The 18,050-nt window shown below is 41.4% G+C and carries 12 protein-coding genes, 6 tRNA genes and 1 pseudogene; 16 read left to right on the plus strand and 3 right to left on the minus strand.

Annotated features, from left to right (window positions below):
- Window positions 1-41 precede the first annotated feature (41 nt).
- The gene (locus ACLIIY_RS01265; RefSeq protein ID WP_191116474.1) at window positions 42-1,091 is read right to left on the minus strand and encodes a formylglycine-generating enzyme family protein; all 1,050 of its coding nucleotides are present in this window, start codon (window positions 1,089-1,091) and stop codon (window positions 42-44) included.
- 437 nt (window positions 1,092-1,528) lie between these two features.
- A complete protein-coding gene (locus ACLIIY_RS01270; protein ID WP_191116473.1) occupies window positions 1,529-1,966 on the minus strand; it encodes a DUF2787 family protein in 438 nt (145 codons plus the stop codon).
- Between the two features lie 492 nt (window positions 1,967-2,458).
- Between ACLIIY_RS01270 and ACLIIY_RS01275 the strand changes: the two genes are divergently transcribed.
- The 4 genes from ACLIIY_RS01275 to ACLIIY_RS01290 are packed head-to-tail and all read left to right on the plus strand — an operon-like array spanning window position 2,459 to window position 9,670.
- Window positions 2,459-5,545, plus strand: coding sequence for a type I restriction endonuclease subunit R (locus ACLIIY_RS01275; RefSeq protein ID WP_191116472.1), 3,087 nt, complete (start codon window positions 2,459-2,461; stop codon window positions 5,543-5,545).
- Window positions 5,538-6,821 carry a restriction endonuclease subunit S gene (locus ACLIIY_RS01280; protein ID WP_191116471.1) on the plus strand — a complete coding sequence of 428 codons (1,284 nt, stop codon included), beginning with the start codon at window positions 5,538-5,540 and terminating at the stop codon, window positions 6,819-6,821. The genes ACLIIY_RS01275 and ACLIIY_RS01280 overlap by 8 nt, the downstream gene beginning before the upstream one ends.
- Entirely contained in the window at window positions 6,818-8,017 is a 1,200-nt protein-coding gene (locus ACLIIY_RS01285; protein ID WP_191116470.1) for an AAA family ATPase, read from the plus strand. The genes ACLIIY_RS01280 and ACLIIY_RS01285 overlap by 4 nt, the downstream gene beginning before the upstream one ends.
- A gap of 27 nt (window positions 8,018-8,044) precedes the next feature.
- On the plus strand, window positions 8,045-9,670 hold the full coding sequence (locus tag ACLIIY_RS01290; protein ID WP_191116469.1) for a type I restriction-modification system subunit M: 1,626 nt from the start codon (window positions 8,045-8,047) through the stop codon (window positions 9,668-9,670).
- A 77-nt stretch (window positions 9,671-9,747) separates the two neighbouring features.
- On the opposite strand, the pseudogene ACLIIY_RS01295 reads toward ACLIIY_RS01290, so the two are convergent.
- Window positions 9,748-9,876: pseudogene (locus tag ACLIIY_RS01295) on the minus strand (integrase); the annotation flags it as partial.
- A 322-nt stretch (window positions 9,877-10,198) separates the two neighbouring features.
- Between ACLIIY_RS01295 and pncC the strand changes: the two are divergent.
- From pncC to ACLIIY_RS01355, 12 genes are all read left to right on the plus strand, one after another.
- Window positions 10,199-10,681 (plus strand): nicotinamide-nucleotide amidase, encoded by a 483-nt coding sequence (pncC, locus tag ACLIIY_RS01300; protein ID WP_009707585.1) that lies wholly within the window; start codon window positions 10,199-10,201, stop codon window positions 10,679-10,681.
- 200 nt (window positions 10,682-10,881) lie between these two features.
- Window positions 10,882-11,925 carry a recombinase RecA gene (gene recA, locus ACLIIY_RS01305; RefSeq protein WP_005436413.1) on the plus strand — a complete coding sequence of 348 codons (1,044 nt, stop codon included), beginning with the start codon at window positions 10,882-10,884 and terminating at the stop codon, window positions 11,923-11,925.
- A gap of 206 nt (window positions 11,926-12,131) precedes the next feature.
- Window positions 12,132-12,599: a recombination regulator RecX gene (recX, locus tag ACLIIY_RS01310; protein ID WP_434528014.1), complete on the plus strand. Its 468-nt coding sequence runs from the start codon at window positions 12,132-12,134 to the stop codon at window positions 12,597-12,599.
- Window positions 12,600-12,741: 142 nt separating this feature from the next.
- Window positions 12,742-15,324: an alanine--tRNA ligase gene (gene alaS, locus ACLIIY_RS01315; protein WP_005436411.1), complete on the plus strand. Its 2,583-nt coding sequence runs from the start codon at window positions 12,742-12,744 to the stop codon at window positions 15,322-15,324.
- Window positions 15,325-15,527: 203 nt separating this feature from the next.
- On the plus strand, window positions 15,528-16,715 hold the full coding sequence (locus ACLIIY_RS01320; RefSeq protein WP_434528015.1) for an aspartate kinase: 1,188 nt from the start codon (window positions 15,528-15,530) through the stop codon (window positions 16,713-16,715).
- Between the two features lie 92 nt (window positions 16,716-16,807).
- Window positions 16,808-17,005 (plus strand): carbon storage regulator CsrA, encoded by a 198-nt coding sequence (gene csrA / locus ACLIIY_RS01325; RefSeq protein ID WP_004415691.1) that lies wholly within the window; start codon window positions 16,808-16,810, stop codon window positions 17,003-17,005.
- A 243-nt stretch (window positions 17,006-17,248) separates the two neighbouring features.
- A tRNA-Ser gene (locus ACLIIY_RS01330) sits at window positions 17,249-17,340 on the plus strand.
- Window positions 17,341-17,371: 31 nt separating this feature from the next.
- A tRNA-Arg gene (locus ACLIIY_RS01335) sits at window positions 17,372-17,448 on the plus strand.
- Window positions 17,449-17,477: 29 nt separating this feature from the next.
- Window positions 17,478-17,569 (plus strand) — tRNA-Ser (locus ACLIIY_RS01340).
- 85 nt (window positions 17,570-17,654) lie between these two features.
- Window positions 17,655-17,731 (plus strand) — tRNA-Arg (locus ACLIIY_RS01345).
- A gap of 56 nt (window positions 17,732-17,787) precedes the next feature.
- A tRNA-Arg gene (locus ACLIIY_RS01350) sits at window positions 17,788-17,864 on the plus strand.
- Between the two features lie 57 nt (window positions 17,865-17,921).
- Window positions 17,922-17,998, plus strand: a tRNA-Arg gene (locus tag ACLIIY_RS01355).
- Window positions 17,999-18,050: the final 52 nt, after the last annotated feature.

An 18,050-nucleotide genomic window follows, 5' to 3' on the forward strand; every position in this document is an offset into this window, starting at 1 on the left:
GGAAGTAGGTCGTTGTGACCTATTTCCTCTCTTTCGCGTCATTACTTGGCTGGCGAGGTTTGCTGAAGTGCACAGCGAAAGCTCACCGACGGAAAGTATGCTTCTTTCTCTGGCTTGTCATGCATACGAGAGAAAACCATAGTCGTTCCTCCGGCATCGCGAAGCACTTTTTCTGTGCCTGACTCAGGACCTTGCGGATTACGCTCTGGTGAGACAAGATAATAATCTTTCGCATACCAATCATTTACCCACTCACTTATTTGGTTCGACATGCCTGCTACACCTAGAGGGTTGGGTGGATACGCATCCACATCTTCGATACGCTTAGCTGCATTCACCTCTTCATCGGTATACTCAATATAACGATCGGATGCAGGATCAAAGTAATAGCCATCTTGGAGTTGGGCATAGCCATTATTGGTGGCGAAATACACTTTTTTTCCACGACTTCTTGCAGCATACTCCCACTGTGCTTCCGTTGGCAGATCAAACGGTAATGTGCTGACATCACCTAGCCATTGGCAGTAGTCTTTCGCTTCTTGCCACTGCTTTGCTGACGCCGCATTATTTTTCCATTTTGAAATTACTTTTTTATACAGTTCGGAATTTCGCTCTATTATGTGTATCCCTCGATCGGCAGCCACCGGAAACCCATTGATTTGACGCATCCACTCCATATCAATAAAACGCGTTTCAAATTTTGCAATCGAGTATGAGTCCAATGTTACCTTGTGCAGGTTATAAGCACCGGTTTCTCCGGTACTAGGGGAGCTAAAACACTGCACATCTGGTGACCAATCCATTCGACTTGGTGTGCCGCTTGGAATTTCGCATGGCGCACCAAAGTCCCCCATCTCGAAGCTACCACCTTCAACAAACACAAGTTCTTCAATCGCTCGTACTACGGTTTTTGCTGCTCTCAATTTTTGCTCTTGAGTTGCCTCTGGATAAAGCTTATTGATGTTCGACACAATCGTATCGATTTGCTTTTGAGATACGGTCTCGCTAGACACTGGGATTGCTGAACTCTCGCTATTGCACGCAACCAATAAAGGAAGCGTACAAGCCATACCTAACCATCTGTTTTTCATTTGGTATTCCTTTTACTTTATGTGCATATTTTACGCAAAAATAAAAGGCGAAAACAGTTTCAAAGACACTGTATGACTAGTTATAACGACTTCATTCCTGTTTTAGGGGGGACATTGTCTTAGAAGCTACTTTGTGGTCAAACACACGAATACTCCAAAGACAAGGAGTATTCAGTGCCATCAAATAGCAACCTTAAACTGAACCAGATTATGATGGCTAGGGGAATAAGTCATAGCTTGCCCTCTAAGTAACATAGGGAAAGAGATTCACAGCGATGACATATATTTGAAGTACAAGATTGGATGATAGCTAGGAGGGAGGGGGCGCGATGAGCGAATAAGTGCTTTATCGTGTGTTTATTGATAAGTTTAGAGTGAATAGCCATCGTTAAATACTTTTGCTATGTGCTAGCTGCGCGAGAGTTTACAAACGAATATTAGAGTATGACTTTAATTTCGTCATAACCTCCCTCTCGGACATGCTTAATAAAGCTTTTCTCCCATATTCGATATAAGTCCTCCACTTTGGATGATTGGATACGCTGCCAACCAGCTTCAACAGTGAAATAGAGTTGATGACTAAAATCGAAGTCAATATGACGTTTTATCTCTGGATACAGATTTCCTACATAAGCAAAATCAGTGATGTAAATGATCGTTACATTTACCTTATTGGTTATGTTTAGACCAACTTCAACTGGATGGGAACCGCCGTTTTCTACGCTATAGCTTTTATCACGAAAGCTGAGAGTCAAGCGCTTGCTGGTGGCTTCCCAACTATCTGAAGCAAGTAATGTTTGACAGTGTTCGCTTAATAATTGTTGAAACTGCTTGGATACTGGTAATGAAACGGAAGTGAAGTTTAGTGTTGTCATGTGAGCTTCCTAAGAAAGAAATTCATCGTCAAAGTTATTGAAGGAGGGGATATTTTGTTTTGGATTGGTAACATCGGGAATTAACAGGCGAGGAATTAGAATGTTTACGTTGGAGAGTGTCTTGTGCATAAAAACTCCTAAAAATTAATTGGTTAAGGTATGCACGAAGGTAATATATATCTAAGTTTATTTTGTTTAGATGGGCTAGTCATAAGCGTTGTTTGTGCTAGAGGTTGGTGAAGCTACAAGTGTAGCTTTCTTATTGAGAAACCTTGGGAATCACTAAATTCATTGATGATCAAATAGACGATAGAAAAGGAAGATCAGAGTGTGGCGTGCTTTACGGATTTTACGGTTAGTTTGTTCGTTAACCAGAGAGTGCTATTAGTCATTCCATTCGATTCATAGTTCGATGTGGTTAGGGTACAATGCCCATCAGTCGAGACCAGTCATTATGACGTATTTATTCATTTACGTATTTGGTAGCAAAAAATGATAACGAAAGAAGCTCAAATTGAACAAGCGCTCATAGATAAGTTGGGCGATCTAAAGTATTCGTACCGGAAAGATATCCGAACAGAGCGAGCTCTCAAGCAGAACTTTCGTGAAAAGTTTGAGGCGTTAAACTTCGTCAGTCTTACTGACAATGAATTTGAGCGCTTGTACCAAGACATCATTACAGCTGATGTTTTTGAAGCAGCTCAAACTCTGCGTGAACGTGGTTACTTTCAGCGTGAAGATGGCACACCATTACATTACACCTTAGTGAACATTAAAGATTGGTGTAAAAATGAGTTTGAAGTCATTAACCAATTGCGCATGAATACGGATGAAAGCAATCACCGTTACGATGTGATTTTATTGATTAATGGCGTTCCTACGGTTCAGATTGAGCTTAAGGCTTACGATATTGTAACTCGTAGAGCCATGGAACAGATCGTTGATTACAAAAGCGATATTGGTAATGGCTACACCAATACGCTGATGTGCTTCATTCAAATGTTTATTGTCAGTAATGAGCACCATACTTATTACTTTGCTAACAACCGTAATGAGCATTTTAGCTTCAATGCTGATGAACGTTTTTTACCTGTTTATCAACTAGCTAATGAGAATAACCGCAAAATTTCGCATTTACATGACTTTGCTGATGCCTTCTTAGCGAAGTGTACTCTCGGTCAAATGATTAGCCGCTATATGGTACTAGTTCAGTCGGAACAAAAGCTTCTGGTTATGCGTCCGTATCAAATATATGCGGTGGAAGCTATTGTTGACTGTATCCATGAAGGGCGAGGAAATGGCTACATTTGGCACACAACAGGATCAGGTAAAACACTAACGTCGTTTAAAGCGTCAACGTTACTTAAAGATAACCCTGATATTGAAAAGTGCTTGTTCGTGGTTGACAGAAAAGACTTGGATCGTCAAACCCGAGAAGAATTTAACAAGTTTCAAGATGGCTGTGTGGAAGAGAACACCAATACAGAAACGTTAGTTCGTCGTATGTTGTCAGAAGACTATGCGGATAAAGTCATCGTTACAACGATCCAGAAACTCGGCTTAGCGTTAGATGAAAACAGCAAGCGCAACCAGAGTAAATTGAAAGAGGGTAAGAAAACCTTCAAAGAGCGATTAGAACCATTACGAGATAAACGTATTGTTTTTATCTTTGATGAATGTCACCGCTCTCAGTTTGGTGAAAACCATAAAGCGATTAAAGAGTTTTTCCCTGAAGCACAACTGTTTGGCTTTACGGGTACTCCTATATTCGAGAAAAACTCAACGTATACTCAAATCGATGGCAATGTGGGTTCCTTTAAAACTACTGAGAGTATCTTTGAACAAGAGCTACACCACTATACGATTACTCATGCAATTGAAGATAAGAACGTTCTAAGCTTCCATATTGACTTTTTTGGCAAACATTCTGAGAGCAAGCAACGAGCAGACGCTAGCAATGATGAAGCTGAAGCAGCGGTGACAAGAGTTACACCACCACCACGGGCTGTCGTTCAAGAGATATTAGAGAAACATGATGCTGTGACGAATCACCGTCGATTCAATGCCATTCTAGCAACGGCTTCTATCAACCATGCGATTGAATACTTCGAAGAGTTTAAGAGCCAGCAAGAGCTTAAAGCGTCAGAATCTGAAGACTATATTCCGTTAAATATTGCTTGTGTGTTTTCGCCACCAGCTCAGCTTAGTGATAAGGACAAAGAAAACTCAGATTTAAATACATTCGCTCGAAATGTGAAAGATATCCAGCAATTACAGGAAGATCTACCACAAGAAAAAGCCGATAACGAAGTTGAGCCTGAGCGCAAGAAGCAAGCACTAATCGATATTATTAATAGCTACAACCATCAGTATTCAACGAATCATACTATTAATGAGTTTGACCTTTATTACCAAGACGTTCAGCAGCGGATTAAAGATCAGCAATATGACAATGCTGATTATCCACATAAAAACAAGATCGATATCGTCATCGTCGTTGATATGTTATTGACAGGTTTTGACTCCAAATACCTGAACACCTTATACGTGGATAAGAACCTAAAACACCATGGTCTTATACAAGCATTTTCACGTACTAACCGTGTATTAAATGATAGTAAGCCTTGGGGGAATATTTTAGATTTCCGAGGTCAAGAAAAAGAAGTCAATGAAGCGATTAAACTTTTCTCTGGTAAAAAAGAAGAAGGTGCTGAACAGATTTGGTTGGTAGATCCTGCGCCTGTTGTCGTTGAGAAATATAAAGCAGCGGTCGATAAGCTAGAAGCTTTTATGCAAAAGCAAGGCTTAGCATGTGAGCCTTCCGAAGTAACAAATCTTCAAGGTGACGCGCAAAGAGCTTCTTTTATTAATCACTTCAAAGAAGTACAAAAATTTAAAAACCAACTAGAGCAGTACACAGAACTGGATGACGAACAGAAAGCTCAGGTAGCAGCGACATTACCGATTGATACCTTACGTGGCTTTAAAGGAGCGTATTTAGAAACAGCCAAAGACTTGAAACGCAAGCTAGACACGAATAAAGGCGCAGGAGACTTGCCTGAAGAGGTCGAACAGCTAGAGTTTGAATTTGTGTTGTTTGCATCCGCTTTAATCGATTATGACTACATCATGGGATTAATTGCTAAATCGACTCAGGGAACAAGTAAGCAAAGCATGACGCGTCAGCAACTCATCGATTTAATTTGCTCGCAATCGAATCTGATGTCTGAACGAGATGAGTTAATTGCTTATATACATAGTTTACCTTCTGGTGAGGCATTGGATGTGTCACAAATTCACGCTGGCTACCAAGCATTTAAAATGAAAAAGGCTACCAGCGAACTCAATGACATGGCTAAAAAGCACGGTTTAACTACTGAGAGTTTGCAGACGTTTGTTGATGGAATTATGGGACGAATGATCTTTGATGGCGAGAAGCTGGGGGATCTGTTGGAGCCACTAGAACTTGGCTGGAAAGAACGTACGAAGAAAGAGTTAGCATTAATGGAAGACTTGATTCCTTATCTACATAAACTAGCCCAAGGGCGTGAGATTTCAGGATTAGCAGCATATGAGTAAGTTAGAGTTTAAAGAGCTAGTGCCGGAATTAAGATTTAGTCAGACGGAATGGCAGAAAAAGCCGTTTAATAAAATATACACATTGAAGACCACTAATTCATTATCTAGGGATAAACTTAATTACGATGATGGCTTAGTTAAAAATATTCACTATGGAGATATCCATACTAAGTTTTCAACACTGTTTGATATAACGAAAGAATATGTTCCATTTATTAATACAGAAATATCTTTGGATAAAGTTAAAGAAGAGTCTTATTGCCAAGAGGGTGATATGATTTTTGCTGATGCTTCAGAAGATATAGATGATGTTGGTAAAAGCATCGAGTTAGTTAATCTAAATGGAGAAAGATTACTTTCTGGGCTCCATACAATATTGGCTCGACCAAAAAAAAATGATTTAGTTAAAGGTTTTGGTGGATATCTTTTTAAATCAGAAGTAATGCGAAAACAGATCCAGAAAGAATCTCAAGGAGCCAAAGTTCTTGGTATATCAGCAAGTAGAATATCTAATATTGAGGTCATATATCCAATAGATCATGATGAACAACAAAAAATAGCTGATTGTTTGTCTTCGATGGATAATTTAATTACGGTAAATAATAAAAAATTGGACTCGTTAAATTTACACAAAAAAGGCTTAATGAAAAAACTTTTTCCTGCTGAGGGAAAGAGTGCTCCAGAGTTGAGATTTGCTGAGTTCAAAGAAAACTGGGAGATTAATAAATTAGGTTCGCTAGTCTATTATGAAAATGGGAAAGCGCATGAACAAGATATAGTTGATAGTGGAATATATACAGTCGTAAATTCAAAATTTATTTCTTCAAATGGTAAAGTTAAGAAATATACTAATAGTGGTAATCTAATTGCATCAAAAGATGACATTTTAATGGTTTTAAGTGATGTTCCTAATGGACGTGCAATAGCTAAATGTTTTTATGTAAAAAAAGATAATACTTATACAGTGAACCAGCGTGTTTGTAAGTTGAGTTCTAAGGACGTAAATAGTCAGTTTTTATTCTATCTATTGAATAGAAATGCTTATTTTCTTAGTTTTGATGATGGGGTGAAACAGACGAACTTAAAAAAAGATGATGTGTTGAATTGTCCATTATTTATTCCTAATAGTTTTAAAGAACAGGAAAAAATAGCTAGCTGTTTATCATCTCTAGATGAATTTATTTATATACAATCCCAAAAAATTGAAACATTGAAGGAATATAAAAAAGGTTTAATGCAGAAATTATTTCCAGAAATTAAGGAATCTATTGCATGAGCGAACTGATTTATTCTGATCTTGGTAAGGTGTCTGAAAAGTTTAGAGATGTATTTGAAAATGGTGTTCCTAGAGGGAAAAAAACTCAAACAGTAAATCAAATACTAGTCTTTGCTTATAATGGTACAGGGAAAACTCGCTTATCTATGGCGTTTAAAGAGTTTGGTAAAGATGTTGCTACTCGTCCTGCTAATGTAATGGACGATGTTACGATGCCGTTAGTAGTAAAGGAAACAACAAGAGATACTCTTTATTTTAATGCCTTCACAGAAGATTTGTTTTCTTGGGATAATGATCTAAATAATGATCAGCAACGAGTACTAAAGATTAATCGGGATTCTCATTTTTTTGATGGCTTACAAGAACTTGAAATGGAGAATCGTATTCGCCCTTTATTACAGCGTTATGCTGATTTTGACTTTCAAATTGATTATGCAAAGTGGACGGTTAATTTTAAACGAGAGATTCATAATGACGATGATTCACATGAAATTGTTGAACATATTAAAGTTTCTCGTGGTGAAGAAAATATTTTTGTTTGGTGTTTCTTTTTAGCAGTCGCACAATTGGCTATTGACGGGCAAGAAGCTTATAGCTGGGTGAAGTATCTATATATAGATGATCCTATTTCTTCATTAGATGATCACAATGCTATTTCTGTTGCAAGTCATCTTGCTCAATTATTAAAAGCAGCTAACGGTTCAATTAAAACTGTAATTTCATCCCATCATGCGCTATTTTTTAATGTGATGTGGAATGAGTTGAATGAGAAAGGAAAATTACAACCGTATTTTCTAAAACACGATAAAGATAATAATCAATATTCTTTAAAATACACTAGAGATACGCCATTTTTCCACCATGTAGCATTGTTAGAACAACTTCACCAAGCTTCTGAATCTGGAAGTTTGTTTACCTATCATTTTACAATACTACGAAGCATATTGGAAAAGACGGCTACATTTCATGGATTTAATAATTTTTCAGCTTGTATTAAAAAGCATGCTAACGACCCTGAAGGAATATTGCATACTAGATTAGTTAATATTTTAAGCCATGGAAATTATTCTCTATTTGAGCCAATGGAAATGACAGAAGAAAACAAAGGTCATTTCAGAAATATTCTAAGCGATTTTATGGCAAATTATCGGTTTAACCCAGATCTGTTTCCTGATATAGCAGAGCAAAAAAAATAACAGATCAATAAGTAGAGATATATTGAGATGACTCAAGAACAATTAAACAAGTTAGGTAAAACTCTGTGGGATATCGCGGACACTTTGCGTGGTGCAATGAATGCTGATGATTTCCGTGACTATATGTTGTCGTTCTTATTTTTACGGTATTTATCGGATAACTTTGAAGAAGCGGCTAAGAAAGAGTTAGGTCGAGATTATCCGGTGCTTGAGAAGGATTGCAAATCAGCACCTTTAGCCATTTGGTATCAGCAGAACCCTGACGATGTTCCATTTTTAGAAAAACAAATGCGTCGTAAATTGCATTACATTATTAAGCCTGAGCATCTGTGGTCAAGTATCGCTGAAATGGCAAGAGTGCAAGATGATGAATTGCTCAAAACGTTGGAAGAAGGGTTTAAGTACATTGAAAATGAAAGCTTCAATAGTAGTTTTCAAGGTCTGTTTTCCGAGATTAACTTAAACTCAGAAAAGTTAGGCAAAAAGCCATCAGATCGTAATGCGAAGTTATGTACAATTATTCAGAAGGTTTCTGAAGGTATTGCTCAGTTCTCTACTGATACTGATATTTTAGGGGATGCTTACGAATATCTTATTGGCGAGTTTGCTGCCAACGGTGGCAAAAAAGCAGGGGAATTTTATACCCCGCAACCAATATCAACCATCCTTTCGGAAATTGTCACATTAGACAGTCAAGAACCAAAGATGGGCAAAAAGAAGAACTTAAACCGAGTATTGGATTTTACTTGTGGTTCAGGTTCTTTGCTATTGAATGTGCGTAAACATATCACATCTGCTGGTGGTAGCATCGGTAAGATTTACGGACAAGAAAAAAATATCACCACCTATAACTTAGCCCGCATGAACATGCTGCTCCATGGGGTAAAAGATACAGAATTTGATATTTTTCATGGTGATACGTTATTCAATGATTGGGACGTGCTTAATGAAAAGAACCCTGCTAAAAAGCTTAAGTTCGATGCTGTAGTTGCTAACCCACCATTTAGTTATCGATGGGAATCAGATAGAGCCGAGTTTAAGGAAGATTTTCGTTTCAAAAATCACGGTATAGCTCCTAAATCTGCTGCTGATTTCGCTTTTCTTTTACATGGTTTCCACTTTTTAAGTGATGAAGGCACGATGGCTATTATCTTGCCTCATGGTGTCTTGTTTAGAGGCGGGGCTGAGCAACGCATACGCAGTAAGCTATTAAAAGATGGGCACATTGATACTGTTATCGGTTTACCTTCTAATCTGTTCTTCTCAACAGGTATCCCTGTTTGCATTTTAGTGCTCAAAAAATGTAAGAAGTATGATGATGTTTTGTTTATCAACGCTAGTGATGAAGAGAACTTCGAAAAAGGTAAACGCCAGAATAAGCTTCGCCCAGAAGACATTCAAAAGATAGTCGATACGTATAGATTTAGAGATCAAGAGGAACGCTATTCTCGTCGAGTCTCAATGGAAGAGATCGAGAAGAATGATTTCAATTTAAATATCTCGCGATACGTAAGTACGGCTAAAGCTGAACCTAAAGTGGATTTAGAAGCGGAGCACCAGAAGTTAGTGAACATTGAGAAAGACATCAATGAGGCTTTAGACAAACATAACAGTTTCCTCAAAGAACTAGGTTTGCCTCCATTGCCTAGATAGCAATAATTTTCAATCTATTACGGGCTGTATACACAATAAAGTGATGCAGCCTTTGTTTTTTCTGTCGTTAGTTAAATTTAAACAACCTTCAATTGCTTCATACCAGTTACTGAGAGACTGCCTTTGGCAGCCTCTCCTATATGCCCACTCCACCAGCACATCATTGGCTTTCTTCGCTCAAGGTAGTCTGTACTGCGGACCTGATCGATTGGCAATTTAGGATTCTTTAATATCGCTGCTTACTGACAGCCATTTCCTCACGAATCTCTAGGACTTTTTGTGAACTTGAGTGCTTTTGCCTAACCTCGGAATCCCCGATAATCCTGAGAAAAATCAAGTGTAGCTAAAAGTGTAGTTTTTAATTTGCTTGAGTTTTAATTATATGATTTGACAGGTTTTACACGCTAATGCATCATCGGAGTATGTTTTTGTTCAGCTTTCACAGGTAAGTACTTTTGTTTATTTCCGTAGCGGCTTAGGATACGTGAATCCCTATCAAGTAAAAAGAGACAAAGGGCATTTTTGGCTATGGAAAGAGCAACAAAATTGAGTGCCGATCTCGGCGCATTATTGGCTAAGCATGGACATGTTTTAACCACCGCAGAATCATGCACGGGTGGCGGTGTTGCAACCGCTATTACTGATATTGCTGGTAGTTCAGCTTGGCTTGATCGCGCGTTCGTTACTTATAGTAATGAAGCCAAAATGGAGATGCTTGGTGTACAAGCTTCAACGTTAGAAGCGCACGGTGCAGTGAGTGAGCCTGTTGTGATTGAAATGGTGCAGGGCGCAATTAAAAACTCCAACGCAACCATCGGCGTATCCATCAGTGGTATCGCTGGCCCGGGAGGAGGCAGTGAAGAGAAACCTGTCGGAACGGTCTGCTTTGCTTTTGCTGATAATCAAAATTGGCAGCAAGTAGAAACCATGCATTTTACTGGTGACCGTGCAGAAGTTCGCAAAAAAGCGGTCGAGCATGCACTGACTCAATTGCATCAACATCTGATTTAGAATTTGTGAAATTGTCTTAGCCCAGCGTTGATAAGGGCTAGAGCAAATCACAGCTTTAGGTCAGCCAAATTTTTTTCATACAGGTATAGACACTGTATGAATCAACAGTATAATAACTTTCATTGCTGAGCAGTTCTTCTGCTTAAGAAAAATGAATTACTATTCGTCGCCCAAAGAAGATGAATAAATCGGAGAAAGTAATGGACGAGAACAAACAGAAAGCGCTCGCCGCTGCGCTAGGTCAAATTGAAAAGCAATTCGGTAAAGGCTCTATCATGCGCCTTGGTGATAACCGCGCAATGGACGTAGAAACCATCTCAACGGGTTCTCTTTCTCTTGATATCGCTTTGGGTGCTGGTGGTCTACCAATGGGTCGTATCGTAGAAATCTACGGTCCAGAATCTTCAGGTAAAACAACGCTAACTCTTGAACTTATTGCTGCTGCGCAACGCGAAGGCAAAACTTGTGCGTTTATCGATGCAGAGCACGCTCTAGATCCTGTGTACGCAAAGAAACTTGGCGTTGATATCGATGCACTATTGGTTTCTCAGCCAGACACTGGTGAGCAAGCGCTAGAAATCTGTGACGCACTTGCACGCTCTGGTGCGATTGACGTTATGGTTGTCGACTCAGTTGCAGCACTAACACCAAAAGCAGAGATCGAAGGCGAAATGGGCGACAGCCACATGGGTCTTCAAGCACGTATGCTTTCTCAAGCGATGCGTAAGCTAACGGGTAACCTAAAGCAATCTAACTGTATGTGTATCTTCATCAACCAAATCCGTATGAAGATTGGTGTGATGTTCGGTAACCCAGAAACAACAACAGGTGGTAACGCACTTAAGTTCTACGCTTCTGTTCGTCTAGATATCCGTCGTACTGGCGCAATCAAAGAAGGTGACGAAGTAGTAGGTAACGAAACGCGCATCAAAGTTGTTAAGAACAAGATTGCTGCACCGTTTAAAGAAGCAAACACGCAAATCATGTACGGCCAAGGCTTCAACCGTGAAGGCGAACTGATTGATCTAGGCGTGAAGCACAAGCTAGTTGAAAAAGCGGGTGCATGGTACAGCTACCAAGGCGACAAGATTGGCCAAGGTAAAGCAAACGCTTGTAACTACCTACGCGAAAACCCAGAAATCGGTAAGACTATCGATACTAAACTGCGTGAAATGCTACTTTCACCAGCACTACCTGAAGCACCAGAATCAGGTGAAAAATCAGAGCAAGAAGAAGAGTTTTAAGCTTCTGATTGAATCATATTGAACAAAGCCCTGCTATGCGGGGCTTTGTTGTATCTGCTGAAATCAAAATCGAAAAAACAAAGGCTAGGTTAATATCAATTCGGGTAGGTAAGCGAGCAGTTCTAGTGCTTTAAAGAGCTAGAGTAAGCCGCGATTTACTACGATTGTTATAAAGCCTGTACAGCAAAAACAGTTTTAGGATCACCATGTACCAAAAGCGTCAAGCACCGACTCTATCTAGCAAAGAAGCGGCTATCCAATTATTGAGCCGTCGAGACCATGGGCAATACGAGTTATACCAAAAGCTGGCTCTAAAAGGGTATGAAGAGGCTGACATCGAAGCGGCCATTAATTTTTGTCTCGCCCACAACTATTTGGATGACCTGCGTTATGCCAAAAGCCAAGTGCGCCAGCATGTTTACAAAGGTCATGGTGAGCGCCGCATTCGTCAAGAACTGAACCAAAAACGTGTCGCAGAATCCATCATTGATATGGCGATGGCAGAAGAACCCCAAGACTGGTTTGAACTGGCAAGAATGGCTGCTGAGAAGAAATTCAAAGGAATAAAAGCCAAAGACCAGAAAGAGTACGCTAAACAAGTGCGATTTCTGCAATATCGTGGCTACAGTTTTGACCAAATCAGCTATGCGCTGAGCTTTGAGGACGAAGATTAGCGGTCAGCCGTTCGCACTGTTTTTTGTTTTGATTCAAATTTTTTCTTCTAATGCCTCTTTTCCGCAAGAAAACTAGTCGTAGCTGATTGCATGATCTACAATACGGCAAAATTCTAACTCGACTATTTTCAGGAAGAGCTGCATGTACATGAGCACTGATGAGGTTCGTAACGCGTTCCTCAAGTTCTTTGAGAGCAAAGGACACCAAATCGTAGAAAGTTCATCGTTAGTTCCACATAACGACCCAACCCTGCTGTTCACAAACGCGGGTATGAACCAATTTAAAGATTGTTTCTTAGGCTTAGAAAAACGAGCCTACACTCGAGCGACTACGGCTCAACGTTGTGTACGTGCTGGTGGTAAACACAACGACCTGGAAAACGTTGGCTTCACTGCTCGTCACCACACATTCTTTGAAATGCTAGGTAACTTCAGCTTTGGCGATTACTTCAAAGAAGACGCTATCGCGTTCGCTTGGGAATTCCTAACAGTAACCCTTAAGCTACCAGCAGACCGTCTACTTGTTACAGTTTACGAGACAGACGACGAAGCATTCGATATCTGGAACCAAAAAGTAGGTGTTCCAGCAGACCGCATTATTCGCATCGGCGACAAGAAAGGTGGTAAACCATACGAGTCAGATAACTTCTGGCAAATGGGTGACACAGGTCCTTGTGGTCCATGTACTGAAATCTTCTACGATCACGGTGAGCACATCTGGGGTGGCCGTCCTGGGACACCTGAAGAAGATGGTGACCGTTTCATCGAGATCTGGAACAACGTATTCATGCAGTTCAACCGTCACGCAGACGGCACTATGGAACCGCTACCAAAACCATCGGTAGATACTGGTATGGGTATTGAGCGTATCTCTGCAATCATGCAAGGCGTTCACTCAAACTACGAAATCGATGTATTCCAAGCTCTTATCAAAGCTGCTGCTGAAGTGATTGGCTACGAAGATCTATCAAACCAATCGCTACGCGTTATCGCTGACCACATCCGTTCATGTTCATTCCTGATCGTTGATGGCGTTATGCCTTCAAACGAAGGCCGCGGTTACGTTCTACGTCGTATCATCCGTCGCGCAGTTCGTCACGGTAACAAGCTGGGCGCACAAGGTGCATTCTTCCACAAACTGGTTGGTGTACTAGCGGAAATCATGGGTACGGCTGGTGAAGAGCTGAAGCGTCAACAAGCTGTGGTTGAAAAAGTACTGCGTATCGAAGAAGAAAACTTTGGTCGTACACTTGAGCGCGGTATGGCGATTCTAAACGAAGCACTAGATAACCTAGACGGTAAAGTACTAGACGGCGAAACCGTATTTAAACTTTACGATACTTACGGCTTCCCAGCTGACTTAACTAACGACGTTGCACGTGAGCGTGAGTTCGCAATCGACGAAGAAGGTTTCGAGAAAGCGATGGAAGAGCAGCGTCAACGTGCGCGTGAAGCTGGTAACTTCGGTACTGACTACAACGCAGCAATCAAAGTTGATACGCAAACAGAATTCTGTGGTTACACAGGTACTAAAGGCTCTAGCTCTGTAGCGGCGATGTTCGTTGAAGGTAACGAAGTAGAATCTCTATCTGCAGGCGACAAAGCAATCATCGTGCTTGGTGAGACACCATTCTACGCAGAGTCAGGTGGTCAATGTGGTGACGCTGGTGAAATCCGTACTGAAGCTGGTGTATTCCGTGTTGAAGACACTCAAAAGCTAGGTAACGCAATCGCACACCACGGTGTAATGGCAGAAGGCGTTCTAGCGAAAGGCGACGAAGTAGCAACTATCGTTGACGCAGAGCGTCGCGCAGCTATCTCTCTAAACCACTCAGCAACGCACTTACTACACGCAGCTCTTCGCCAAGTTCTTGGTGAGCACGTAACGCAGAAAGGCTCTCTAGTGAAAGCTGACAGCCTACGTTTCGACTTCTCACACCTAGAAGCAGTAACTGCAGCAGAACTGAAAGAAGTTGAGCGTCTAGTTAACGCGCAAATTCGTCGTAACCACACGATTGAAACCAACGTGATGGACATTGAGTCTGCTAAGAAGAAAGGCGCAATGGCTCTATTCGGCGAGAAGTACGATGACGAAGTACGCGTACTGTCTATGGGCGACTTCTCTACTGAGCTTTGTGGTGGTATCCACGCTTCAAACACAGGTGACATCGGTCTATTCAAGATCACATCTGAAGGTGGTATCGCAGCAGGTATCCGTCGTATCGAAGCGGTAACGGGTGAAGGTGCGCTAGACGCAATCGAAGCTCAAGCGGCTAAGTACGAAGAGAAACTGGCTGAATCAGCGCAGAAAGCAAAATCTCTAGAGAAAGAAATCCAGAAACTGAAAGACAAGATGGCTGCGGCAGAAAGCGCAAACATCATGGGTAAAGTTCAGGACATCAACGGTACTAAAGTACTGATCGCTGCTCTAGAAGGCGCAGATAACAAGAACCTACGTACTATGGTTGATGACATCAAGAACCAAGTAGGTAGCGGTGTAATCCTTCTTGCTAACGTGAACGATGACAAGATCGGTCTGATTGCAGGCGTAACCAAAGACCTTATCGGTAAAGTGAAAGCGGGTGACCTAGTTAAGATGGTTGCTGAGCAAGTTGGCGGTAAAGGCGGCGGTCGTCCTGACATGGCGCAAGCGGGTGGTACTGATGTTGCCGCGCTGCCTGCGGCGATTCAGTCCGTACAGCCTTGGCTAGAAGAACGCCTATAAGCTTTTAAAATAATGAATTACGCTCAATCAAGCTTCTTTGATTGAGCGTAATTTTTTTATGGTAACCAAGTGGTTTAATTGACCGTATTTTAACCAGGTCATTTACGCTGCTTGGTTTTTGTTGTAACTACCGCTTATATAATTTATCTCAATGGAGTATGAGTGGTCCTAATGAGACTTTGGTCTTGGGAAGGTGAAGACTGGTGAAAAAGCCCCTTATCGTGCAAAAGTTTGGCGGAACCTCAGTGGGTTCAATTGAAAGAATCCACCAGGTAGCTGAACACATCATTAAGGCGAAAAATGATGGTAATCAAGTTGTCGTTGTTGTGTCTGCAATGTCAGGCGAAACAAATCGACTAATGGATCTCGCTAAGCAAGTAGATAGCGTTCCAACGGCTCGAGAACTTGATGTTTTGCTCTCTGCTGGTGAGCAAGTGTCGATGGCACTGCTGGCGATGACTCTGAATAAATTGGGTTATGCAGCGCGCTCACTTACCGGAGCACAAGCGAACATTGTGACGGACAATCAACACAATGACGCGACGATTAAACACATTGATACTTCTGCGATTATGGATTTGCTTGAACAAGACCAAATCGTCATCGTAGCTGGCTTCCAAGGTGTGAATGAAAATGGGGATATCACCACATTAGGTCGAGGTGGCTCAGATACGAGCGCAGTGACACTGGCTGGCGCATTATGCGCGGATGAGTGTCAAATCTTTACCGACGTTGATGGTATATATACTTGTGATCCACGTGTAGTGAAAAACGCTCAAAAGATGGCGGTTATCGATTTTCCTTCAATGGAAGCGATGGCGAGCCGTGGAGCGAAAGTGTTACATCTACCTTCTGTGCAGTATGCATGGAAGAATAATGTTCCACTACGCGTGCTTTCGACATTTGAACTGAATGAAGGCAGTTTGGTGAAAGGGGAGTCAGGCTCAAAAGCCGTCTCTGGTCTAGCCATTCAACGTGACCTTGCCATTATTGAAGTTGACGACGAACATTTGCCCAGCGTTACAAAGCAATGTCAGATGTTAGGTATCGACATTTGGAATGTGATCGAGGAAACAGAACGAACAGGTATCATGATAAAACAAGATGCATGTGCCAAGTTGGATCTGGTGTTCAGCGATAAAATCCGTAATAGTGAAGTAGTAAGCCTGTTGACCGCTGTGGGGCTAGAAGCCAATGGAATGGTTGACCATGCCTGTGAATTGTTGGCACAGCAAGATATTGCGATCAATTTCTGCTCAACGAATGCACTCACTATGATGCTAGTCTTACCACCTGAGAGTGTGGATGCAGCAGCAAACATTCTTCATAATGCTTACGTTACATCTAGTGAAGTATTAAACATTCAGCAAAAACATGCCTTTTTGGGCTAATTTTCGGTAACAAGGTAGTTTACGAAAATATAACTTTTGTTGGATAATAGCTTTGTAGCAAGAAAATTTAGAGATTACTCAAGGAGCAAAGAATGCTAATTTTGACTCGCCGCGTAGGCGAAACACTTATGATTGGTGATGAAGTGACTGTAACTGTACTAGGTGTTAAAGGTAACCAAGTACGTATCGGCGTTAACGCTCCGAAAGAGGTTTCTGTTCACCGTGAAGAAATCTACATGCGCATTCAAGCTGAAAAAGGCAACGGTAACGTTGCTTCAGGTAACTACTAAGCCGCTCCTGTTTACAGAGCTTAGTTTGAATGAAAAAGGCTAGCCATTCGGCTAGCCTTTTTAGTTTCGAAAAAATGTCCTTTTTTAAGGGAAGACTCTCTTTTTTTCATCATAATAGAGTGATAAAGTTTGTTTAATAATCACTTTGATTAAATCCGCATCGGTTAAGCGATTTTTGCGTTTTTTTTCAAAGAAAGTGTTTGACATATTTTCGGTAAAACGTAATATGTGCCTCCGCAAGACGGTGAGGTGGCCGAGAGGCTGAAGGCGCTCCCCTGCTAAGGGAGTATACGGTTTATCCCGTATCGAGGGTTCGAATCCCTCCTTCACCGCCATTCTTGCAACGTTGATTTATCAACAAAAAGTGCGTCCTTAGCTCAGCTGGATAGAGTACCTGGCTACGAACCAGGCGGTCGGAGGTTCGAATCCTCCAGGACGCGCCATATCTCTTCTGAGATATAACAATGAAAACGGTGAGGTGGCCGAGAGGCTGAAGGCGCTCCCCTGCTAAGGGAGTATACGGTTTATCCCGTATCGAGGGTTCGAATCCCTCCTTCACCGCCATTCATTGACTGGCCCGACGGCCTTTTTTTTGTTTCGTAAGAAATGAATGTGATTTACTTCACAACTTCCTAGCAAGAAGATCTGCGCGTCCTTAGCTCAGCTGGATAGAGTACCTGGCTACGAACCAGGCGGTCGGAGGTTCGAATCCTCCAGGACGCGCCACTATTTAATAATTCGTTTGATAAACGGGTTATACAAAGTAAAATAAAGATTACTGCGCGTCCTTAGCTCAGCTGGATAGAGTACCTGGCTACGAACCAGGCGGTCGGAGGTTCGAATCCTCCAGGACGCGCCACTCTTTAGGGTTTCCTTGTGAACTCCTGATATTGGTAACGCTGATATCGAAAACTGCGCGTCCTTAGCTCAGCTGGATAGAGTACCTGGCTACGAACCAGGCGGTCGGAGGTTCGAATCCTCCAGGACGCGCCACTCTTTAGGGTTTCCTTGTGAACTCCTGATATTGGTAATACTGATATCGAAA

It is taken from the genome of Vibrio sp. K4 (genome assembly GCF_051122595.1).
Classification (GTDB): Bacteria; Pseudomonadota; Gammaproteobacteria; order Enterobacterales; family Vibrionaceae; genus Vibrio; species Vibrio owensii.